Origin of the sequence: Thermococcus sp. 9N3, from assembly GCF_012027685.1 — an archaeon.
Classification (GTDB): Archaea; Methanobacteriota_B; Thermococci; order Thermococcales; family Thermococcaceae; genus Thermococcus; species Thermococcus nautili.
The window spans coordinates 141546-161839 of record NZ_SNUV01000001.1 but is presented as its reverse complement, the minus strand read 5'-3'; the positions used below and the strand labels follow the sequence as shown (position 1 = coordinate 161839).

Here is a 20294-nt window from a genome sequence, read left to right as displayed (position 1 = left end):
TCTCCTCCGAGAGTGCTTGGAAAAACGGAAAAGGTTAAATTAACCCGAGGTAATCGAGTATGAGGTGAGGGAATGAGGAGGCTCGCCCTAATCGATGGCGAGCACTACCCGCCTGTGACGAGGTGGGCGATTGAAAAACTCGGCGACGTGTGCTGTGCGGTCTTCCTCGGGGGTGGTGAAAAGATAGGCTCGCCCGAGAAGCTTGCGGAAGAGCTTGGGGTAAGGCTTTACGTTGATGAGGACCCTTTGAAAGCCCTTGAACTGGCGCTTTTAGAGAACGATGTTGACGAGGTCGTTGACCTGAGCGACGAGCCAGTCGTAGATTATAGCGCGAGGTTTCAGATAGCGTCAATCTGCCTGCGCAATGGAGTTGCATACAGAGGGGCCGACTTCGAGTTCAGGCCCGGAGAGCTGATAAAGCCGTCAAAACCCACGATAAGCGTCCTCGGCCTCGGAAAGCGCGTCGGAAAGACGGCAATAGGGGGCTTCGTCGCGAGGGTTCTGAAGGAGAGGTACCGTCCCGTGGTTGTCACGATGGGAAGGGGCGGGCCGGAGAGGCCGGAGCTCATAGACGGCGAGAGGGAAGAGCTGACGCCCGAGAACCTTCTAAAACTCGCGGAGATGGGCAAGCACGCCGCTTCGGACCACTACGAGGACGCACTCGTCGCTGGAGTGACGACCATAGGATGCCGGCGCTGTGGAGGAGGAATGGCGGGCTTTCCGTTCTTTCATATCGTCTACGAGGGAATAAAACTCGCGGAGGAGCTTCCTCACGACCTCATAATCGCAGAGGGAAGCGGGGCAACGATTCCACCGGTTTTGGCGGACGGCTACATCACCGTCCTCAGCGCCCTCCAGCCAAGGGAAACCGTCGAGGGCTTCTTCGGGCCCTTCAGGATTGGTCTGGCGGATATAGCGATAATCACCATGGCGGACGTTGAGCCCCGGAAGGCCGAGGAGTTCCGGGACTTCGTGAGGTGGGTTAATCCCAACGCTGACGTCCACTTGGTCCGGTTCACGCCGAAACCGCTCGGCGAGGTCTCGGGGAAGAGGGTTGCGCTCTTCACAACATCGTGGAAGGCGATTGAGAGGGCCGTTGGGGATATCGAGAGCCTCGGTGCCGAGGTTGTCTTCACCAGCGGAAACCTCTCGAAGAGGCCCGCACTCGAGAAGGACCTCGCGGAACTCGGAAGAAAAGCGGGGGTTGAGGCAGTCCTCGTTGAGCTGAAGGCGGCCGCCGTTGACGTCATGACGAGGTGGGCCCTTGAGAGGGGCATCGAGGTAATCTACCTCGCCAACGAGCCGGTCAACGTGGACGGCAAGGACCTGAGGAAGGCAGTTCTGGAGCTCGCCAGGAGGGTGGTGGGGAGATGATAATCGTCACGGACCCAGAGAGAAGGGTTCAACTGCCGTTTTCGCGCGGAATACTCACGCGTTCTATAACCCTAGCCGGGGTGGATGTGGGCATAGCCTACATAATCGCGAGCGAGGTTCAGCGGGAGCTCGTGGAGAAGAGGAAAAGGGTTGTTAGCACTGACGAGATAAGGGAGCTCACCTACCGGAAGCTCATCGAACACGGGCTCAAGAAAGAAGCAGAGCGCTACCTCTTCTGGCGCGAATTCAGGAGGAAAAAGATTCCGCTCGTCGTCCTCCTCGGGGGCGTTACCGGCGTCGGAAAGTCCACGATAGCGACGGAATTGGCTTTCAGGCTCTCGATAAGGACGATAATCGGCACCGACACCGTTCGCGAGGTCATGAGGAAGATAATCGCGAGGGAGCTTCTGCCCGATTTGCACGCCTCATCGTTTTTAGCATGGCGCGAGCTCAAGGGGGCGAGCAGTCTGATTGAGGGCTTCGAGAGCCAGGTTAGGCACGTTTCTGTGGGCGTTAAGGCCGTCCTCGACAGGGTTCAGCGCGAGGGGATGAACGCGATAATCGAGGGAATACACCTAATTCCGGGCTTCATCGAGACCAATGAGAACGCCTTCATGTACATCCTGACGGTGAGCGACAGGAAGGCTTTGGAGGCCCACTTCTACGAGCGTTCGCGCTACAGCAAGAGGCCGGCCGAGTACTACCTCGAGCACCTTGACGAGATTCTCTGGCTTCAGGAGTACATAGTCAGAAGGGCCAAGGAGCACGGGGTAAAGGTCATAGAGAACGTCGAGCTCGAAAAGACCGTGAACGAAATAATGGAGGACCTCATGGAGCGCCTCCGCGAGAGCCTTTGAGCTTCCACACCCCGAGGAGCCTCCGGCTCCCCCACGTCGCCTGCACCTCGAAGGCTATAACCATGCACGGGTAGACGTCTATAACGTTGAAACTGTTTCCAAAGGGGTTCCTGTGGAGCTCCCAGCTGACCGAGCCGGCGTTTATAACGATTGTGTTTTCTACGCGAACTGCAAAGGCGTTGCCCCCGTGCCCGGTCAGGACGAACTCAACTCCCTTCCCGGTCAGGAGCTTCAGCACGTCGCCCGCGTCCTCAAGGAACCCGCGCTCCCTGCTCCTTGGTATCGGAACGACGTTGTGGTGCATGAAGACGACCCGAAAGTTCTCGGCGTTGTCCAGCTCCTCCGCCAGCTTTCTCTGGCCGAACCTTCCCACGACGCCTATCTCGGTCTCGTACTGCGGCGTTGAGACCGGAATGAAAGTGAATCCGTCGAAGGAGAGCGCCTCCGGTTCGCCGAAGTACTCTGAAAAGAGCTCGTAGCCGAGGTAGGTCATGTCGCTGTGGCCGGGGACGACGAGCTTTGGCCTCTCAATCCTATCCCAGAGCTCCCTGGCCCTCTCAAAGTTCCGCTCGATGCCCATGTCAACGACGTCTCCGTTGTGGACGACGATGTCGGGCTTCAGCTTCTCATTTATCAGGTTCACCACGTTCTCGAGCACTTTCCTCCTGAAGTAAACCCTGTCCGAGACCTTGCTCTCGCTGAGCTGGACTATCCTGAGGAGCCTTCTTCCCCTGGGAACGAAGAGCTTCGGCTTAACCGGCCTGTGCTGAGCTTTAACCTCCTCGCCGGTGACGCGCCGTATCGTGACCTCGACTCTGCCATCGTCGTGTATCGTAACGATGTTGTAGCTGTTCACGTCACCACGCCTCGTCTTCCGGCAGGAGGTACATCCGGCGTTGTCCACGACGAGGTCCTCAACGCGGTAAACGTTGGGAACGTGCTTGTGACCGCAGAGGTAGAGCGTGACATCGTTCCTGAGAAGCAAATCGAGAACGTCGCCAGCGTTGAATAGGACGTTTCTCTCGCGTCCGGTGTTCGGGAGCGGGACGAGGTGGTGGTGCGCGGCCACTATCTTGATTCTCCTGTCGGAGTACTCCTCAAGCTTCTTTTTCAGCCAGCGGAACTTGTGCTTCCCGATTCTGCCGTCGCTTAAATCCGGAATCGTCGAGTCCACCCAGATTAGGACGCCGTCCCTGAACTCGTAGACGCCGTTGAGCGGGCCGATGAATTCTTCGAAGAGGTCGTAGCCGACGTTCCTGACGTCGTGGTTGCCCGGAACGACGACGAGGGGCTTCTGAATCTTCTTGAGCTCGTACTCGGCCCTCTCGTACTCCTCACGCAGGCCGTTGTTGGTGACGTCTCCTGTGTGGACGACGAAGTCAAAGTTCAGCCTGTTCACCTCGTTGGCTATCAGGTCGTAGGCGTAGCCCTTGTAGGCACTCTCACCGGTTATGTGGGTGTCGCTTATGTGGGCAATCCTTATCATGGCACATCACTCCGCCGCTATGGCGGTTTCAAGCTTTCTCCTGCTCGCACTCAGCAAATCGCTGAGGCTGAATATCCCGACGATTTTCCGGTTCTCGCTCACGAGCATGTGCTTTATGCCCTTCTTGGCCATTATGTCGAGAACCTCGCGAAGCGGGGTGTTGGCGTCTACCGTAACGAGCTCCCGCGTCATTATCTCCCGAACCGGTGTCGTGTTGGGCTTCCCCGGAATCACAACGCGCCGTATGACGTCGGTTTTCGTGAAGAAGCCCACGACCTCATTGTTCTCCACAACGACGAGCGAGCCTATGTCGAACTCCATCATGACCTCACAGGCCCGCTTTACCGTATCTTCCGGCGAAACGCCAATGAGTTTCCGCGTCATGTAAACCCTAATCGGGGCGTTCTCGTCCATACCATCACCCCAGGGGAAGGCGTTCGATTCCACCGGGCGTTATTAGAAGCGCGGTGCCATTTGGAATGTTCTTCCAATCCGCTTTGTGGTGGAGCTCAAGGGTCGAGCTCGCAACCGCAAAAACGTCGCCGTCGAGCTCAATCAGCCTCGCGTAGTCCCGGTGAAGGTCGTTCTTCCAGTAATCGTCGGTCATGTATGCCGTCACGAAGGCCCTCCAGCCCCCGTCGGGAAGGAGGAAGAGCGTGGCCGTGTTGAAGGTTGTCTTCGCCAGCGAAGCCCCGAGTGAGTAGTGCTTCAGGAGTTCTTCCTTTTCAGGCCTCTGAAGGGCCCTGCACAGGTAGGCTGAAAAGGCGTAGCTGTCCGAGGTGTCCCTCAGGTCCTCTCCCTCGAACTCCGCCAGCTCGATAATCTTTTCCTTGTCGAGGTCGCCGTTGTGGAGGAACCAGAAGGAAAAACCGCGCCTCGTGGAGAAGGCAAAGGGCTGGACGTTGAAGAGCCCGAGCGAGCCCTGGGAAGACGCTCTCGCGTGGGTGAGGAGAACTGCGTTATCGCTTTCCCGAAGGAGCTCAATAAGCCCTGAAAATCCCTTCCCGTCCTCAAAGACGGCCCCCGCCGAGCGGTAGTGATGAACGCTTCCATCGCTCAGGAGGACGTAGCCCCAGCCGTCGCGGTGCTGGTTCTTACCGCTCCTTCTCGCGCGGTAGGGGTCGTTCTCGGCAGACTTCATGAACGCTCTGGCGAGGGTCTCAATCCCCTCCCCCGGCCCCCTGGCAAAGAGTATCCTGCACACGGTGTCCACCTCAATCATCTACGTCCCCAAACCCCAAAAGCTTTTAGGTGGCCTTACCAACGGGGAAAAGGTGAGGGGATGGAGCGCGCGGTTCTCAACGTCATGTCGCGGATTGGCCTCCACAGGAAGCTCTACGAGAGGAACGAGGAGGCGGTAAAGCAACACCTGATAGGCGAGATAATGACGGCCCTCGGCTGGGACTGGAACAACCCGGAGGAAGTTAGACCAGAGGAGAGGACCGAGGACGGGAGGGCCGACTACGCGCTCCTCCTCAACGGCGAGATTGTGGCTTTCCTTGAAGCGAAGAACCTTTCGGTGAACGTCATAAAGCGCGACGAACCGCTCCGCCAGCTCGCCCGCTACTGCTTCAGCAGGGGCGTCCGCTACGGAATCCTCACCAACGGTGCCAAGTGGGTCGTTGCCAAGGCCTTTGCCGAGGGAACTTCCCTCAGGGACAGGATTCTCTTCACGGTGGATTTGGAGGAGGAACCCCTTGAACGGGTGCTCGTAAAGCTCTCCCTGCTCTCCAAGGACAGGATAGGGAAATTGGAGCGCCTTGCCACGCTTCTCAACGCCTTTGAGATAGCCTACAAGAGCCTGGTAAACGAGGGGTTCGACGAAGAAACCTTGCTGAACTACCTCCGCGCGAGGGGCAAACCCTCTATAGTGCCCGTGGACAAGCTGTCGGGCGTTGAGGTTCCGAAGGCAGTCTACGTTCACGAAAACGGCTGGAGACCCCTGCCCCTCGGCGACAGGAGCCTTAAAGGAGCCCTCCTGGCGGTTCTCGACTACCTTGAGGGAAGGTCAAGCGGGGAAAAGCGGGAAGAGGTTAGGAAGGCCAAGAAACTGCTCGCCGGGATGGAACTTCCGCCCGAGAAGGTCGTTCTCCTCCTCCGCGAGATAGAGAAGGACGAGGGAATAAAGATTGGGGTGGAAGTCTAAACGACCTTCCACAGCTCGTCACTCTCGGGTCTCCACGCGGGCCTCTCTTCGTTCTCCTCGACTATGACGCGCTTCTCCTCGGCTAAAAACTCCCCTATGGTGCTCGCGGTTATGCCATGGCTCAAAAGCTCCTCGACGGTCTTTTTAGCATAATCCCTCGGAACCGAGGCGAGGAGGACGCCAGAGCTTATCAGACCGAGCGGGTTCAGGTGGAGGTAGTTGCAGAGGGTCTTTGTCTCCTCGCGGATTGGAATCCTCTCGGCGTAAACCCTGAAACCAAGACCCGAGGCATCGGCCATCTCGTGGAGGCCGTTGAGCACTCCGCCCTCGGTCGGGTCGTGCATCGCGTTGGCAACCTTCCTGAGAATCCTCGCCTCGGGAAGGACGCTCAGGTACTCGATGAGAGACGATGCCCGCTCAAGGAACTCCTCTCCGAGTATCGGCGCAAGCCTTTCCCGGAGCTCCTCCGCGATTATGGCGGTTCCCTCGATGCCGGCCCACTTCGTCATGATTATTGCATCCCCCGGCTTCGCACCATCGGGCCTGACGAGCCTCTCGGCCTCGCCGAGCATCGTTCCCACCACTATGGGCCTGTCGAGGCCCGGGGTTACCTCCGTGTGCCCGCCGACGACCGCAACACCGAGCTTTTTGGCCTCGCGCGAGATTTCGTCGGTTATCTCGCTTAAAAGTCCCTCGTCCGCGTTCTCCGGGAGGAGTATAGTCGTTAGAAACCACCTCGGCTCCGCGCCCATAACCGCCACATCGTTCGCGTTAACGTGGACTGCATAAAAGCCGATTCTCTTCGTTGCCCCTGTTATGGGGTCGCTGGAGGCAACGAGAGTTCCCTCAACCTTCAATGCCGTCCCGTCTATCCCCGTCCCCGGGCCGAGGATGACACCTTTACCCTTTGAGGGAAGCCTTGAGAGAACGAGCTTCTCAAGGAGTTCCGGCGGGAGTTTTCCGGGCTTCATACAACCACCAAGGGAAGTTGGAGGAGGAAAAGAAAAGCCTTTAGGTGTAGTAGTACTCGCCCCTCTCCTTCTGCTCCCTGTCCTTTACGGAGCCCTCCTTGTTGGCCCTCGGCCTGCCGGTGTCGGGGTCGCGCCTGAAGGTTATGCCCACCGATGCCAGGAAGCGGTTCATTCCCTCGCGCATACCCATCGGCTTGCTCGCCTTACCGAACTTGCCGGGCTGGCCCTCAAAGACTATCAGCCTGTCGCTCAGGTAGTCAACCATCATGACGTCGTGCTCGACTATAAGCGCGGTCTTCTCGTTCTTGGCCATGAGCGAGCGGATTGCCTTCGAAACCGCCAGCCTCTGCTCGACGTCGAGATGCGCTGAGGGCTCGTCGAGGAGGTACAGGTCGGCATCGCGGAGCAGGCAGGCCACTATGGCAACGCGCTGGAGCTCACCGCCGGAAAGGTCGTTGACGTTCTTGTCGTAGAGCTCTGGAATCCCGAGCGGGTTCAGGAGCTCGCTCTTGTAGAAACTGCTCATGAGCTTGCTCGCGTCAATCTTGCTGAGGAGCTCGTAAACCGTTCCGTCGTAGTCGGTTTTTATGTACTGGGGCTTGTACGAGACGGTGAGGGACCAGTCTATCTCGCCCTCCGTCGGCTTCTCGACTCCCGCGAGCATCTTCACGAAGGTTGTCTTACCAATTCCGTTCGGGCCGACGATTCCGACGACCTCGCCGATGTAGAGCTCGCCACCCTCAGCCTCAAGCCTGAAGGAGCCGTAGTCCTTAACGAGACTCGGATACTCGACGAGGATTTCTCCCTCCTGGCTCTTGCGCTCGCTCTTCTTGCTGAAGTTTATCTCGTAGGGCCTGAACCTGACGTTCTCGTCCCTCAAATAGCCTCTGAGGAACTCGTTTATGCCGTTTCTCGTTGACTTGGGCTGTGAAAAGATACCGTAGGCACCGGGCTTACCGTAAACGACGTGAATTATGTCGCTCATGTAGTCGAGGATAGCGAGGTCGTGCTCGACCGCCAGAACGTTCTTGCCCGACTCGGCGAGCTTCCTTATGATTTTCGCAATCCTGAGCCTCTGCCTTATGTCGAGGTAGCTCGACGGCTCATCGAAGAAGTAGAACTCCGCGTTTCTCAGGAGGGCCGCGGCTATGGCAACGCGCTGAAGCTCACCGCCCGAGAGATGCCTTATGTCTCTATCGAGAACGTTTTCGAGCTCAAGCTCCTTAACAACCTCGTCGAACCTTCCGCTCTCGTCGGCCTTCCTGAGCAGGTCGCGGACCTTTCCCTTAACGGCCTTGGGAATCAGGTCAACGTACTGGGGCTTCACGACGGGTCGAATCTCCCCGTTCTTCAGCCTCTCAAAGTACGTCTGGAGCTCGTTTCCTCGGAAGGCCTTAATCACGTTATCCCAGGAGTCGTTGTCGCCGCAGAGGTTCGGCAGGAGCTGGCCGGAGAGGATTTTGACGGCCGTCGTCTTACCGGTTCCATTGGGACCGAGGATTCCAACGACCATGCCCTCTTTGACAACCGGGAGGCGGTAGAGGACGAAGCCGTTGATTCCGTAGCGGTGGACGCAGTCCTCGTCAAGTTGCTCCGGCAGGTTGACTATCGTTATCGCGTTGAAGGGACACTTGTGGACGCAGATTCCACATCCGGTACAGCTGGCCTCCTGTATGACCGGTCGGTAGTTTTCTTCGTCTATGATTATCGCCTCGCCGCCCATTCGGTTGACCGGGCAGACTCGCTCGCAGAGGAAGTGACCGCACTTGTCAGGGTTGCACTTGTCGTAGTCGATGACCGCGATTCTCATCTTCACCACCGGGCTAAGCTGAGGACGAGGATTTTAAAGGGTTGCGGGATAGAGCATTGGGGATGCATATGCAGGCTCTAATCTCACTCCACACGGAGGCCGGGAGGCCCCGCTGATGTTTCCCTTTATTTCTCCGGGAAAATTCCTAAAGGGCAGAAGCGACCCGGTCGAGGTTGAACTTCTTGACGGCCTCCCTAAGGAGGGGGTCTTCAATCCAGTAATTCCTTTCAGACGAGCGAATAAAACCTGCTTTTTCAAGGGTTTCAAGGTACTTATAGATGTGCTGAACCCTTGTAGGTGCTAAACCCAGAATTTTAAGCCTCCTGTAGATTTCCGCCCCACGGAGGGCGCTCGGATATGCCTCGGCCAGAACCCTGAGAACGCCGATATAAACCCTGCTGTTGTAGACGTTCAGAAAAGCCTCTATGTCCTTTCTCCACTCCTCAAGCGCATACCTCCTGCTTTCCTCAAGGGCCACTGGGAGGGCTTCTTCTGGGCTTTTTCCTGTTCTCACGAGGTTAACCGCCGTAATGCCGTAGTGAGAGATAAACCCGGGAACTCCCCCCAGCTCTTCAACGGCTCTTGAGAGCTCCAGCTCGTTCGTTACTTTTATTCCGTAGCTTCTGAAGCCCTCGAGGAGATATTCCCTTCCCTCTTCGATGCTCCACCTTGGAAGGGTGAAGATTTCCGCCGAGCGCATGAAGTTTGGCTTTTCGGCGCCCGGGTTTAGATACTCGACCAGCATACCCGGCATTGAGCCCGTGAAAAGGGGGAACACCGCGGTTCTCCTCGGCCCGAGGAGGGTCGGGAAAACAAGTGTGGTTAGTGTAATGGCAGAAAAACTGAGGCGAAAGAGGGGTTACCATTACGTTTATTTCAACTTTTTCTCGCTTCATAGGCTCTCGGGCGATATCAATAGCCGACATAGAACCCAAGAGGACGTCCCTCAAGATGATAACGACGAGCAAAAGCTACAAAATATCATTTCGAGGGGTGAGCGTTGAGGTAAGAAAGACCAGCATTGAGGAGTTCAGCAGGGATTTTTCAACGCTGGTCCGGGTTTTGTCCCAGAATGCCGAGTTGGGTGTTTTGATATTCGACGAAGCCCAGGTTCTGGCCAGGCTGAAGAATCTTGACTTCAGGGGGCTACTGCAGGAGATAACAGACAGTTATCCAAACATCTCTCTCGGTAACACTGCGCCAAGGATGTCCTCAACGGCTTTTCTATGGCCCTTTCCCCAGAGACATTCCTCCTCCATAACCGGCCTCGTCCTGAAGAAATTTTTACATACCATGAAATTTACACCCCGTGTAAATTACATGCCGTGTAAATTTAAGGGTTTCCCTAGGACGTCTAGAACGTCCCTAAATCAGAAAAAACTCATGAGAGTGCCCCTAACCTCACCCCACCCCTCGTCCTTTCCCGCAAAAGCTCCATCAGTTCCTCGGCCTCGCCCTTCCTTACCTCAACGGTGAAGGTAACGTTATTGGAGTAGTCCTCGCCCACGACCCTCGCGCCGGCCTTCTCTATGGTTTCTCTGACCGTGTGGAACAGGTTGTAGGGGAAAGTAATCTGAAAGCGCTCCGTTTCGTAAACCTCAACGATTCCCGCATTCTCAATAGCGAGACTCGCGGCCTCGCTGTAGGCCTTGACCAGGCCGCCGTAGCCGAGCTTTATCCCGCCGAAGTAGCGCGTGACCACGACGACCACGTTGCTCAGGTCTTTGTTCTGAATTACCTTCAGGACGGGCTTTCCGGCGCTCCCCTTCGGCTCGCCGTCGTCATCGTAGCGAACCGCGAAGTTCCTTCCGTCGTTTATAACGTAGGCCGAGACGTTGTGGTTAGCGTCGCTGTGATGGGCCTTGATTTTTGCGATGAAGGCCTTGGCTTCCTCCTCGTTTTTAGCGGGCGAGGCGTAGCCTATGAAAACGGACTTCTTCACAACGAGTCGGGCCGTGCCTGGTCCTTTTAGGGTCCTCATGCTACCTCCTCAGAGTCGCTATGAGCTTCTTCTCGTTGAGGAGCATCTCTATCGCGTCCCTGACATCCGTAACGATTACATCGCTCGCGAGAAGCGCATCAACGCTCGCCCCTTCCCGCCCAATCACGCAGAAGGCCAGTTCCGCCTTCTCAAGCATGGCAACGTCGTTGTTCCCGTTACCCACCGCGACGTAAGGTGCGTAGCCTTCGGCAATCTCGGCCTTTTCGGCACCGCTTGAGACCCTCTCGATTCTAACGGGCAACCCTCTGAACTCCTCCTCCAGAGTTCCGAAGGTGTCGGCGCTGAGAACGACCACCGTGTAGCGGTCGGCAAGCCTCGCAAGGAGTTCCTTGACTTCATCTGAAACTTTCCCATCAACCCCCAGAGTGCCGTTCAGGTCGAAGAGAACGGCGTTGAACTCAAGTTTTCCGTAACCGGGTATCTCCACGCTACCACCCTTCCGAGGTTAAGTGCAAAGTTTTTAAAGGGTTGGCTCCAAATTGCTCTGATACATAACCAACGAGTTAAAGCATAACTCCGGGGGATAAGAAATGAACCCACTCCTCTCGAGGCTTCGCGACAAAGAAGTCCTCGTCAGGCTCAATGCCTTCATCCTCAGCTACTTCGGATGGATAGCGTTTGGCGTTTTATACGGGTACATCGGCAGGTGGAGCGTTGACATCACCCGTGACTTTTTAAAGCTCCCCCTAACCTCCAAATCCCTAGTTCTCGGGCTTCTTGACTATACCCGCTCACTCGTCCCCCTTTACACGACACTTCGGTGGGTGTACTACTTTGGATTCGCAGGGTCAATAGGGTTTATGGTGCTTTACGTTCTTCTCTATCTGCGCGACCTGCAGACGTCAGACGAGCTCCTCGCAAGGTACCTGATGGCATACGCAGGCGCCGGAACGATTTACCTTCTCGTCCACATTCACGCCCCTCACTACGTTTACCACATTCCAGGTTACTCGATGGAGAACACCCTCCTCACGAGACAGGAGTTCGTATTGCCTTCACTGCACAACACCTTCGCTGCGATAAACATAATAACAATCTGGAAGTACAGAAAGCGCCTTGGAGGAAAAGTGCTGATAGGGATAAACACTTTAATTCCCTTTGCGACCGTCTTCCTCGGTCACCATTGGATATACGATGTCCTCACGGGTTTCCTTCTTGCGTGGGCAGTTTCCCGCGTAACGGACGGATGGGCGGTAAGGATTCCCCAGAGCCTCTACCGTCTTGAGCTTAAGTCCCTCGGCGCCCTTACCATGTTCAACTTCGTCCTAGCAACGCTGATGCTCCTTATAGCCCTCGACCCCCAGAAGTGGCTGATGGTAATCCGGAGCATCCTCGGTCAGCCCTGAGAAAAGCTTATAAATCCCGGGCCTGTTCCTTAGAACGGTGCCGGGGTAGCCTAGCTCGGCAGGGCGGGGGACTCGTAATCCCCAGGTCCCGGGTTCAAATCCCGGTCCCGGCTCCATCATTTTACAAGAATTCCGCGCTCTATGGTAACCGTCGCTTCTGCGGGCTTGTCAGATAGTATCACGAGGTAGAACTGACCGTCTTTGGGGCTTCTCCAAACCCTCTTAATGTTCATAACGTCCTGGGCATAGAGGTAGCACAGGGCCCTTCCACCCGCCTCCAACTTTGCAAGACCTGTAGAGTCGGTTATGCAAACCGTAACGGGCTCAGAAGAGGAAACGTCCAGGGAAAGGGTCAGGAAGCCACCTGAAATGGAAAAGTAGTAAAGGGAGTTGGGGCTCAGGGTCACGTGGTAGGTGGCGCTCGAGCCAGTGGCCACTACGAAGCCGATGAACACCACTGCCACCACTGAGAACGCGAAGACCATCGCTAAGAGCCGCTTGTTGCCCCTCGCACCCCTCGTCACGTTGAACACCCTGCCACCACCATTGAATATTCCGCAATAATCCCTTATAAATCTTGAAGTTTAAACAATCCAAAACCACGGAGTGGTTACAAAGAAGGGCTGGAAACACACAAAATTGGAAGGAATCCAAAAAGTCACCGAAAGAACTCAGAGGTCGAGCCTTCTGAGGGCGTTTTTCGCCTTCCTCTCAAAGTCTTCCTTGTCCTGATACTCCCAGTAGTGCTCGGAACTTGGAAATTCTCCAGCCTTGACCTCCCGGTTGTACTGACTCAGGGCCTCCAAGATAATCCCACCCAGCTCGGCGTAGCGCTTGGCGAAGGGAGGCGAGCTTTCGTAAATTCCAAGGAGGTCGTGCCAGACCAGAACCTGACCGTCAACGTATGGGCCTGCGCCAATTCCTATCGTCGGAATCGAGACCTCCTCAGTTACGAGCTTCGCAACATCGGCCAAAACGAACTCCAGAACGACCGCAAAGGCTCCGGCCCGCTCAAGGGCTTTCGCATCGCGCAGGATTTCCTCGATTTCCTCCTCCGTCTCGCCCGTGATTCTGTAGCCACCGAGCCTTAGATAGCGCTGGGGGGTTAGTCCGGTGTGGCCCATAACCGGAATTCCCATCCTCACGAGCTTCCTGACGAGCTTCTCGTGGTCGGCACCGCCTTCAATCTTCACAGCATCGGCTCCGGCCTGAATAAGCCGAACGGCGTTCTTAACGCCCTCCTCGACGCTGACCTCGTAGCTGGAGAAGGGCATATCTGCCAGAACAAGTGCCCGCTTAACGGCCCTTGCAACGGCCCTCGTATGGAAAACCATCTGCTCCATAGTCACGTTGAGCGTATTGTTATCGCCGTAAACGACCATTCCGAGGGAATCGCCAACGAAGACGATGTCAATTCCCGCCTTATCCGCCAGGAGCGCTGAGGGGTAATCGTATGCCGTCACCATCGTGATTTTCTCCTTCCCCTTCATCTCGCGGATTTTCTTCGGCGTTACCTCCCTCATGCAACCACCTGCCTTCGTTTCGACGGCGGTCTAATTAACGGTTTCGATGGTGGAGTTTATTAAGGTCATAAAACGAAGGGAGATATGATGTAGAACAGGGGGATTGCCCCTTGAATCGGTTGGAATTCATGAAGAGTCCATACCCGAAGTTGGTGAAAAAGATGGGAATTTGGAGTACTTGGCCTGCAGAGCACGTTGAAGGGGACAGCGTTGAGAAGGTTCGCAATCTCATGCCCGAAGGGCATATTTCGAGTGCGAACAAACACGAAGAGATGTTAGTTACTGCTCCCCTTCCCTTAGAAGCAAGTTGGACAGTAAGAGATTTCCGCCAGCGCTTTCGTTAGAAAGGGCTGTGGGGGTGAGAGAATGAGAACCTGGGAGCACTACGAGCACACCGCCGACATAGGCGTTCGCGGTTACGGCTCAACGCTGGAGGAGGCCTTTGAGGCCGTTGCGTTGGGCCTCTTCGATGTGATGGTGGACGTGAGGAAGGTCGAGCCGAAGGAGTGTCGCGAGATTGAGGTTGAGGAAGAGGACCTGGAGGCGCTCCTGTACAGCTTCCTTGAGGAACTCCTGGTGCTCCACGATATGGAGGGACTGGTCTTCGGCGACGTCAGGGTCAAGATAGAGAAGACAGAGGACGGCTACCGCCTCAAAGCGAAGGCCTGTGGAGAGGTTCTCGACTACGAGAAGCACGAGCCGAAGGAGGAAGTCAAGGCGATAACCTACCACGACATGAGGATTGAGAAACTGCCGGACGGGCGCTGGATGGCACAGTTCGTCCCCGACCTGTGAGGTGATTGGATGAGCGCGAGGGACGTTATCAAGGAAACCAATCCTGCCTTTTACGAGCGCTACTCAAAGCTCGACGATTCGGACGAGTTCTGGGAGTTCATGGTTAAGCCCCTCAGGCAGAGCATAAGGGTGAACACGCTCAAGGCCCCGCTGGAGGTGGTGGTTGAGAGACTCAAAGAGGAGTTCGAGCTTGAGCCCATTCCCTGGGTCAGGGAGGGGTTCTTCATCAACGTTGACAATCTCGCGAAGGTTCCGGAGCACGGCCTCGGCTTAATCTTCGGCCAGGAAGCCAGCTCGATGATTCCGCCAGTTGTGCTTGAGCCGAGGCCGGGGGAGCTGGTTTTGGATATGGCCGCTGCGCCGGGCTCGAAGACCGGCCAGATAGCCCAGTACATGGAGAACGAGGGGTGCATAATAGCAAACGACCCCAACAGGGACAGGGCCAACGTCCTGATAGCGAACCTCAACAGGATGGGGGTTCTGATAGCGAGGGTAACGACGAGGGACGGGGCCAAATTCGCGCGCTTCGAGAATACCTTCGACAGGGTTCTATTAGATGCACCGTGCTCCTCGGTCGGAATGATACGAAAGAGCTGGCGCTTCCTGAGGGAGTGGCGTGAGAAGGCCGTCGTCAAGTACATGAACATTCAGAAGAGGCTTATCTTGGCCGGTTACAAGGCACTGAAGCCCGGCGGAACTCTTGTTTACTCGACCTGCACCATAGACCCGCTGGAGAACGAGGAGGTCGTTGACTACCTCCTGAGGAAGACCGACGCGAGGCTTGAAAAGATAGACCTGCCCGTGAAGACGAGCGAGCCCGTCCTTGAGTGGGAGGGGAAGACCTACTCGGACGAGCTGAAAAAGGCCCTGCGCATACACCCGAACGACAACGACACCGAGGCCTTCTTCATAGCGAAGATAGTCAAGCCGGGTGATGGGGAATGAGCAACCCGAGGGACGAGATTGGGAAAACCGGCGATGCCGAGCTCGTTAAAAGGCTCCTTATCGAGAACTACGGTTATGCTCCAGAGCTAATCTACGAAATCCGGGGCAACCACAGCAAGGTCTACGCCTACAAGCCTTGTCAGTTGAAGATAAGCGACACTGGCAGGAGGGGAATCTACTTCGGCAGGATAGAGAGCGACGGGATAAGGCTGACGATTGAGGGTGCCTTCCTCGTCGGACCGAAGGCGACGAAGAACGTCGTCGAGCTGGACGACGAGCGGGCGAGGCGCTATTTGGCCGGGGAGAGCGTGGAAGTTGACGCGCCGGACGGCTGGGTGCTCCTCAAATGGCGCTCCTACTACCTCGGTTCGGCCAAGGCCAAGAACGGGAGGTTGCTCAACTACGTCCCGAAGGAGAGGAGGTTAAGGATTGAGTAACATTTCCGTTCCTCGAAAGCTTAAAATAAATCTTAGGCCCACCTAAGGAGGGGGTGAGAAGATGGTTCCGCTGAAGAGGATTGACAAAATCCGCTGGGAGATTCCGAAGTTCGACAAGAGAATGCGCGTTCCGGGCAGGGTTTACGCTGACGACCAGCTCATCGAGAAGATGCGGCAGGACAGGACGCTGGAGCAGGCCGCCAACGTTGCCATGCTACCCGGCATCTACAAGTACTCCATAGTGATGCCCGATGGGCATCAGGGCTACGGCTTCCCGATTGGAGGCGTCGCGGCGTTCGACGTGAAGGAGGGCGTAATAAGCCCCGGAGGCGTCGGATACGACATCAACTGTGGCGTCAGGCTCATCAGAACCAACCTCACCGAGAAGGAGGTAAGACCCCGCATCAAGGAGCTCGTTGACACGCTCTTCAAAAACGTCCCGAGCGGACTTGGAAGCAAGGGAAGGGTGAGGCTCCACTGGACCCAGCTCGACGACGTCTTAGCGGACGGCGCCAAGTGGGCCGTCGACAACGGCTACGGCTGGAAGGAGGACCTGGAGCATCTTGAGGAAGGCGGAAGAATGGACGGGGCAGACCCAAGTGCGGTAAGCCAGAGGGCGAAGCAGAGGGGAGCGCCACAGCTCGGTTCCCTTGGCTCCGGAAACCACTTCCTTGAGGTTCAGGTCGTTGACAAAATCTACGACGAGGAGATAGCCAAGGCGTACGGCCTCTTCGAGGGGCAGGTCGTCGTGATGGTTCACACCGGTTCGCGCGGTCTCGGCCACCAGGTGGCGAGCGACTACCTCAGGATAATGGAGAAGGCCAACAGGAAGTACGGGGTTCCGTGGCCCGACCGCGAGCTGGTGAGCGTTCCCTTCCAGAGCGAAGAAGGTCAGAGGTACTTCAGCGCGATGAAAGCTGCCGCGAACTTCGCCTGGGCCAACAGGCAGATGATAACCCACTGGGTCAGGGAGAGCTTTGAGGAGGTCTTCAAGCGTAAGGCGGAAGATATGGAGATGCACATCGTCTACGACGTGGCACACAATATAGCCAAGGTGGAGGAGCACGAGGTCGACGGGAGGAAGGTTAAGGTCGTCGTCCACAGGAAGGGAGCGACGAGGGCCTTCCCGGCCGGCCACCCGGACGTGCCGAGGGCCTACCGCGACGTCGGTCAACCCGTCCTTATTCCGGGCTCGATGGGAACCGCGAGCTACGTTTTAGCCGGAGCCGAGGGCTCGATGAGAGAGACCTTCGGAAGCTCCTGCCACGGCGCCGGAAGACTGCTCAGCAGGAAGGCCGCAACGAGGCAGTACCGCGGTGACAGGCTCAGGAACGAGCTCCTCCAGAGGGGCATCTACGTCCGCGCGGCTTCGCTAAGGGTCGTCGCGGAGGAGGCACCGGGAGCCTACAAGAGCGTTGATAACGTCGTCAACGTCGTCCACCAGGCGGGCATAGCAAAGCTCGTCGCGAGGATGCGTCCGATGGGCGTCGCGAAGGGCTGACTACGTGTGTTTTTCCCTTCAATCTTGCACTTTTCCTCTTCTGTTCCCCTATAGCATGTCACGCTCCAAAAAATGTATCAGTTGAGGTCCCTCGTCAGGAACCTCACGTAGGAGAACGCGAAGGGTAGGAGAAGCATTACCAGCAGGAGTGCAAGGTTGTTGAAGCCGTATGAGAGAGCATCTCTGAGCGGAGTGTAGTAGTTCGTAAACTCGTCGCCCCCGAAGATGTAAACTATAAGCTGAACGTAGTGGTGCGTCGGATTGAGCATGTTGAACCGCAGAATCCACGCGTTTCTGCTCTCCTCCCACGCGTTGTAAGCCGGTGAGTCCCAGTAGGGCTCGGGGCCGACTATCTTATCTACAATAGCCCCCGCAATGAGGTTGTAAAATATCGGAACGAATATCGCCAGGAGAAGGCCCACTATAAGGGAGTTCTCCGGTTTCTTGAAGAGCGTTGACAGGAACAGGCCAAAGGAAAGGTAAACAAGGGTGTAAAGTGCAGTTACAAGCATCCCCATGAGCCCTCTGATGAATGAATCCATCGTTAGGGGCAATCCCAAGAGAAGTATTAAGCCGACTGTGAGGAGGAAAGTCAGGAAACTCGTAGACAGCACGAGGACCGCAAAGCCCAAGAACTTGCCGTTTATAACCTCGTCCCTGTATATGGGATGTCCGAAGAGCACCTTGGCGGTTCCCTCCTCGACTTCCCTGTTTATCGCGTCCGCCCCGAGGGAGACGCCGAGAACCGCCCCTATGATTGTGAGGAGGCTCATGTTCAGAAGAAACATAAGCGTAAATGGGGTGTAATAGACGTCTCCTCTGACGGCCCACATGTCCCACAGTCCCACTGAACCAACTCTCGCCGAACCCATGTCCATGAGCTCCGACTTTGTTGAATAGACGATGAAACCAAAGAGAAGAAAATAAATGGCCATCACTATCAGGAACCTCTTGGTTCTAACGGCAATGTAGAGCTCCTTTTTGGCCACGTTCCATGAGGGGTTCATCTTCTCCCAACCCTCCTCATCATCAGAATGACCGCCCCAAAGACCACGACGAGCACAAGGACGCCGAGATACGTGCTTCCAGAGCCCCTCTCAACGCGAACGGTGAGCATCGACTTCGACCTGAGCTGGTCGCTGGTTATCTCCACTACGAGTGTGTAAGTGCCGGCGGGCGCCGATGAGGGTACTGAAACGGTGACGTATACGGGTATTGAAGTTGATATCATGACGCTCCCAGAACTTCCGAGCCTTGAAAAGTGGTCGGGACTAACGTCGAGTTTCCAGCCGCTCGGTCCTCTGACGGTGATTTTCACGTTGGTCAAAACGCCGGAGACATCAAGGTTAAGCCTTATTGAGCCACTACCTCCGGGTCTGAGAACCAAGGTATCCCTGTCGGGGATGACGTCGAGCTGGGCGTTGCTGGACACTGCCACGTCAATTGGGTACTCGCGCTCCATTGAATAACCCGAAACGGTAAGCGTTAGCCGAAGAGAACCATGACCCGTGGAGAAATACGGGTAGAGTATGAGGTAAACCGTTTTTGATTCTCCCGGTGCCAGGGAAATTTCTTTAACGGTGTCCTGGCCAGCCGAATCGAGGCTCAGGGAGTAGTCCCATCCCTGGGGCAGACCCGAAAGGGAAACGCGGTATGTGTCCTTCTTGGAGCCTAGGTTCGTTATGGTGAGGGGGATTACTCCCGGCTGGTCAGAGGAAACCGTGAGGGAACTCCTACCGAGGGTCACTTCAAAGTAGTAGGGCTTTCTCTCAAGCCGGAGTGTTATGGTTTTTGTTTCACCGTCTAGGACTGTCACGTTTCTCGAAATCGCGTTGAAAGCATTGCCACCTGCCCTGACCTCATGCACTCCGGGCTTTAGCCGGAACTCCGCCAACGGCCCGGAAACGTTCTTCCCATCAACCCAAATCCAGCCATCCACGGGAGAGCCTGCATCATCAACCAGCCTGACTGTTAGTGTTCCGGGCATTCCAAGGTATGTTTTGTAAACGGTTACGGTCAGGTCGTACGGCTTTCCATTGACGATGACCTCAACCCTGTGGTCGCCGAGGGTGGCGTTTCTGGGAACTGAAATGACCAGGGTGGCCCCCAGGTTGCCCTCAACATTAAAGGACGTTATCCGGTAGTTACCGGAAACCACGTAGGCATCCCATCCTGGAGGAGCGCTCACGGAAAGGTTAACGCCGCCATAGCCCGTAAACGTCAGGGGCACTGTTACGTTTGTACCGGCCGCAACTTCGATTCCCGAATACGGAAAGTTCATGGAGACACCGAGGCTCTGCACGTTCAAAACAAAAGTCTCGTTGCCGACTTCAAAAACCACGCTACCGCTTCCAGACGGCTCAACGTGGAGAACAACAGTGGTGGAACCCTCGGGGGGAAGAATCACCGAGCCAACGATGAGACCGCTCTCACGGAAGCTGGCATCCCAGCCGGCCGGCGTTGAAACGATTCTAAGGGGCACCCTAAGGGTATTCCTCGAGCGGCTTGTAATCGTGATTGGGACATCAACGGGGCCGCTAACAGTTATTGAGTCATAAGGAACGAAAACCGAGTAGTCCTCTGTCTCGGGAATCCTGACCTCGGGCCCGGCGTAAACCTCGAGACTTGAGTTGGCGTAGAGGAAGAGCAGTCCGTCAAACTGGGCCGTTCCGTTGGCAGGAACACGAAACACATCGCCGCAGGACAGAACGAGATATTCATCGGTGACGTTCAGTATCGAGAATACCCTCCCAGAGAGCGAAAACTCAGTTCCAACCTTGGCAGGCACGGTTAGGACTTTTCTCCCCTCGGCAGAAACTATCAGAAACACGGAGTTGTCAAAGTAACTACCAACGGTGACTTCGAGCCCTTTAAGGAATATCGTTCTGCCAAATGTGGCAGGTGCGAGCGCAACAACTTCCTCTCCCCTAAGCACCATAACGTACGGGCTTCCGTTGGACGCGAGAGTTGGAAAGACTGTGTAGTTGCCGACGGCGAGCTTTTCACCGATGGAAATTCTGCCCTGATAAACGGTAACGTACGGATTTGCCAGGGCAAGAGAGGACAGCAACACAATCAAAAGGACGGCAAACCTTTTCAAC

21 protein-coding genes and 1 tRNA gene are annotated in these 20294 nt (G+C 56.1%); 9 read left to right on the top strand and 13 right to left on the bottom strand.

The annotated features are described in order from the left end of the window. Positions 1-72: 72 nt before the first annotated feature. Positions 73-1374: a 2,3-diphosphoglycerate synthetase gene (locus E3E30_RS00895; RefSeq protein ID WP_167728136.1), complete on the top strand. Its 1302-nt coding sequence runs from the start codon at positions 73-75 to the stop codon at positions 1372-1374. Next, entirely contained in the window at positions 1371-2231 is an 861-nt protein-coding gene (locus E3E30_RS00890) for a 2-phosphoglycerate kinase (RefSeq protein ID WP_099212291.1), read from the top strand. The genes E3E30_RS00895 and E3E30_RS00890 overlap by 4 nt, the downstream gene beginning before the upstream one ends. On the opposite strand, the gene E3E30_RS00885 is transcribed toward E3E30_RS00890, so the two are convergent. From E3E30_RS00885 to E3E30_RS00875, 3 genes are read right to left on the bottom strand one after another with little or no spacing between them, the layout of a single operon-like run. Further along, a complete protein-coding gene (locus E3E30_RS00885; RefSeq protein WP_206205055.1) occupies positions 2203-3717 on the bottom strand; it encodes a metallophosphoesterase in 1515 nt (504 codons plus the stop codon). The genes E3E30_RS00890 and E3E30_RS00885 overlap by 29 nt on opposite strands. Before the next feature lie 6 nt (positions 3718-3723). Next, on the bottom strand, positions 3724-4131 hold the full coding sequence (locus E3E30_RS00880; protein WP_042690647.1) for a CBS domain-containing protein: 408 nt from the start codon (positions 4129-4131) through the stop codon (positions 3724-3726). Between the two features lie 4 nt (positions 4132-4135). Beyond that, positions 4136-4939, bottom strand: coding sequence for a class II glutamine amidotransferase (locus E3E30_RS00875; RefSeq protein WP_167728135.1), 804 nt, complete (start codon positions 4937-4939; stop codon positions 4136-4138). Between the two features lie 60 nt (positions 4940-4999). Here E3E30_RS00875 and E3E30_RS00870 point away from each other — a divergent pair, with 60 nt between their 5' ends. Further along, entirely contained in the window at positions 5000-5863 is an 864-nt protein-coding gene (locus E3E30_RS00870; RefSeq protein WP_167728134.1) for a type I restriction endonuclease, read from the top strand. Here E3E30_RS00870 and E3E30_RS00865 read toward each other — a convergent pair. From E3E30_RS00865 to E3E30_RS00845, 6 genes are all read right to left on the bottom strand, one after another. Further along, positions 5860-6834 carry an AIR synthase family protein gene (locus E3E30_RS00865; RefSeq protein ID WP_167728133.1) on the bottom strand — a complete coding sequence of 325 codons (975 nt, stop codon included), beginning with the start codon at positions 6832-6834 and terminating at the stop codon, positions 5860-5862. The two genes, E3E30_RS00870 and E3E30_RS00865, sit on opposite strands and share 4 nt — an antisense overlap. A 40-nt stretch (positions 6835-6874) precedes the next feature. Further along, positions 6875-8644, bottom strand: coding sequence for a ribosome biogenesis/translation initiation ATPase RLI (locus tag E3E30_RS00860; protein ID WP_167728836.1), 1770 nt, complete (start codon positions 8642-8644; stop codon positions 6875-6877). 145 nt (positions 8645-8789) lie between these two features. Beyond that, a complete protein-coding gene (locus E3E30_RS00855) occupies positions 8790-9422 on the bottom strand; it encodes an ATP-binding protein (RefSeq protein ID WP_240922487.1) in 633 nt (210 codons plus the stop codon). A gap of 391 nt (positions 9423-9813) precedes the next feature. Next, positions 9814-9939, bottom strand: a complete 126-nt coding sequence (locus tag E3E30_RS11400) for a hypothetical protein (protein WP_277342776.1) — start codon at positions 9937-9939, stop codon at positions 9814-9816. An 86-nt stretch (positions 9940-10025) separates the two neighbouring features. Continuing rightward, positions 10026-10625 (bottom strand): YigZ family protein, encoded by a 600-nt coding sequence (locus E3E30_RS00850; RefSeq protein WP_167728132.1) that lies wholly within the window; start codon positions 10623-10625, stop codon positions 10026-10028. A gap of 1 nt (position 10626) precedes the next feature. Further along, on the bottom strand, positions 10627-11073 hold the full coding sequence (locus tag E3E30_RS00845; RefSeq protein WP_167728131.1) for an HAD family hydrolase: 447 nt from the start codon (positions 11071-11073) through the stop codon (positions 10627-10629). Positions 11074-11176: 103 nt separating this feature from the next. Between E3E30_RS00845 and E3E30_RS00840 the strand changes: the two genes are divergently transcribed. Both E3E30_RS00840 and E3E30_RS00835 read left to right on the top strand, forming a co-directional pair. Further along, entirely contained in the window at positions 11177-11992 is an 816-nt protein-coding gene (locus tag E3E30_RS00840) for a phosphatase PAP2 family protein (protein WP_042690657.1), read from the top strand. Positions 11993-12031: 39 nt separating this feature from the next. Then, positions 12032-12108, top strand: a tRNA-Thr gene (locus E3E30_RS00835). On the opposite strand, the gene E3E30_RS00830 is transcribed toward E3E30_RS00835, so the two are convergent. Further along, on the bottom strand, positions 12109-12516 hold the full coding sequence (locus E3E30_RS00830) for a hypothetical protein (protein WP_167728130.1): 408 nt from the start codon (positions 12514-12516) through the stop codon (positions 12109-12111). Between the two features lie 147 nt (positions 12517-12663). Beyond that, the gene (panB, locus tag E3E30_RS00825) at positions 12664-13515 is read right to left on the bottom strand and encodes a 3-methyl-2-oxobutanoate hydroxymethyltransferase (RefSeq protein WP_042690660.1); all 852 of its coding nucleotides are present in this window, start codon (positions 13513-13515) and stop codon (positions 12664-12666) included. 366 nt (positions 13516-13881) lie between these two features. Here panB and E3E30_RS00820 point away from each other — a divergent pair, with 366 nt between their 5' ends. From E3E30_RS00820 to E3E30_RS00805, 4 genes are all read left to right on the top strand, one after another. Then, on the top strand, positions 13882-14310 hold the full coding sequence (locus E3E30_RS00820) for an archease (protein ID WP_167728129.1): 429 nt from the start codon (positions 13882-13884) through the stop codon (positions 14308-14310). A gap of 9 nt (positions 14311-14319) precedes the next feature. Then, entirely contained in the window at positions 14320-15255 is a 936-nt protein-coding gene (locus E3E30_RS00815; protein WP_167728128.1) for a tRNA (cytosine(49)-C(5))-methyltransferase, read from the top strand. Further along, positions 15252-15692 carry a hypothetical protein gene (locus E3E30_RS00810; protein ID WP_051482162.1) on the top strand — a complete coding sequence of 147 codons (441 nt, stop codon included), beginning with the start codon at positions 15252-15254 and terminating at the stop codon, positions 15690-15692. The genes E3E30_RS00815 and E3E30_RS00810 overlap by 4 nt, the downstream gene beginning before the upstream one ends. A gap of 61 nt (positions 15693-15753) precedes the next feature. Continuing rightward, complete coding sequence (locus E3E30_RS00805; protein ID WP_167728127.1) at positions 15754-17193, top strand: RtcB family protein; 1440 nt, start codon at positions 15754-15756, stop codon at positions 17191-17193. Between the two features lie 77 nt (positions 17194-17270). Here the strand turns inward: E3E30_RS00805 and E3E30_RS00800 are convergent, their stop codons facing one another. Continuing rightward, positions 17271-18200, bottom strand: coding sequence for an ABC transporter permease (locus E3E30_RS00800; protein ID WP_167728126.1), 930 nt, complete (start codon positions 18198-18200; stop codon positions 17271-17273). Beyond that, complete coding sequence (locus E3E30_RS00795; RefSeq protein ID WP_167728125.1) at positions 18197-20293, bottom strand: NEW3 domain-containing protein; 2097 nt, start codon at positions 20291-20293, stop codon at positions 18197-18199. The genes E3E30_RS00800 and E3E30_RS00795 overlap by 4 nt, the downstream gene beginning before the upstream one ends. Position 20294: the final 1 nt, after the last annotated feature.

What these genes read in the sequence shown, in the direction of transcription:
- E3E30_RS00895 (WP_167728136.1), top strand. Translation starts at nt 73, where the DNA reads ATGAGGAGGCTCGCCCTAATCGATGGCGAGCACTACCCGCCTGTGACG.
- E3E30_RS00805 (WP_167728127.1), top strand. Translation starts at nt 15,754, where the DNA reads ATGGTTCCGCTGAAGAGGATTGACAAAATCCGCTGGGAGATTCCGAAG.
- E3E30_RS00860 (WP_167728836.1), bottom strand. Translation starts at nt 8,644, where the DNA reads ATGAGAATCGCGGTCATCGACTACGACAAGTGCAACCCTGACAAGTGC.
- E3E30_RS00815 (WP_167728128.1), top strand. Translation starts at nt 14,320, where the DNA reads ATGAGCGCGAGGGACGTTATCAAGGAAACCAATCCTGCCTTTTACGAG.
- E3E30_RS00875 (WP_167728135.1), bottom strand. Translation starts at nt 4,939, where the DNA reads ATGATTGAGGTGGACACCGTGTGCAGGATACTCTTTGCCAGGGGGCCG.
- E3E30_RS00810 (WP_051482162.1), top strand. Translation starts at nt 15,252, where the DNA reads ATGAGCAACCCGAGGGACGAGATTGGGAAAACCGGCGATGCCGAGCTC.
- E3E30_RS00870 (WP_167728134.1), top strand. Translation starts at nt 5,000, where the DNA reads ATGGAGCGCGCGGTTCTCAACGTCATGTCGCGGATTGGCCTCCACAGG.
- E3E30_RS00820 (WP_167728129.1), top strand. Translation starts at nt 13,882, where the DNA reads ATGAGAACCTGGGAGCACTACGAGCACACCGCCGACATAGGCGTTCGC.
- E3E30_RS00850 (WP_167728132.1), bottom strand. Translation starts at nt 10,625, where the DNA reads ATGAGGACCCTAAAAGGACCAGGCACGGCCCGACTCGTTGTGAAGAAG.
- E3E30_RS11400 (WP_277342776.1), bottom strand. Translation starts at nt 9,939, where the DNA reads ATGGTATGTAAAAATTTCTTCAGGACGAGGCCGGTTATGGAGGAGGAA.
- E3E30_RS00890 (WP_099212291.1), top strand. Translation starts at nt 1,371, where the DNA reads ATGATAATCGTCACGGACCCAGAGAGAAGGGTTCAACTGCCGTTTTCG.
- panB (WP_042690660.1), bottom strand. Translation starts at nt 13,515, where the DNA reads ATGAGGGAGGTAACGCCGAAGAAAATCCGCGAGATGAAGGGGAAGGAG.
- E3E30_RS00885 (WP_206205055.1), bottom strand. Translation starts at nt 3,717, where the DNA reads ATGATAAGGATTGCCCACATAAGCGACACCCACATAACCGGTGAGAGT.
- E3E30_RS00800 (WP_167728126.1), bottom strand. Translation starts at nt 18,200, where the DNA reads ATGAACCCCTCATGGAACGTGGCCAAAAAGGAGCTCTACATTGCCGTT.
- E3E30_RS00880 (WP_042690647.1), bottom strand. Translation starts at nt 4,131, where the DNA reads ATGGACGAGAACGCCCCGATTAGGGTTTACATGACGCGGAAACTCATT.
- E3E30_RS00865 (WP_167728133.1), bottom strand. Translation starts at nt 6,834, where the DNA reads ATGAAGCCCGGAAAACTCCCGCCGGAACTCCTTGAGAAGCTCGTTCTC.
- E3E30_RS00840 (WP_042690657.1), top strand. Translation starts at nt 11,177, where the DNA reads ATGAACCCACTCCTCTCGAGGCTTCGCGACAAAGAAGTCCTCGTCAGG.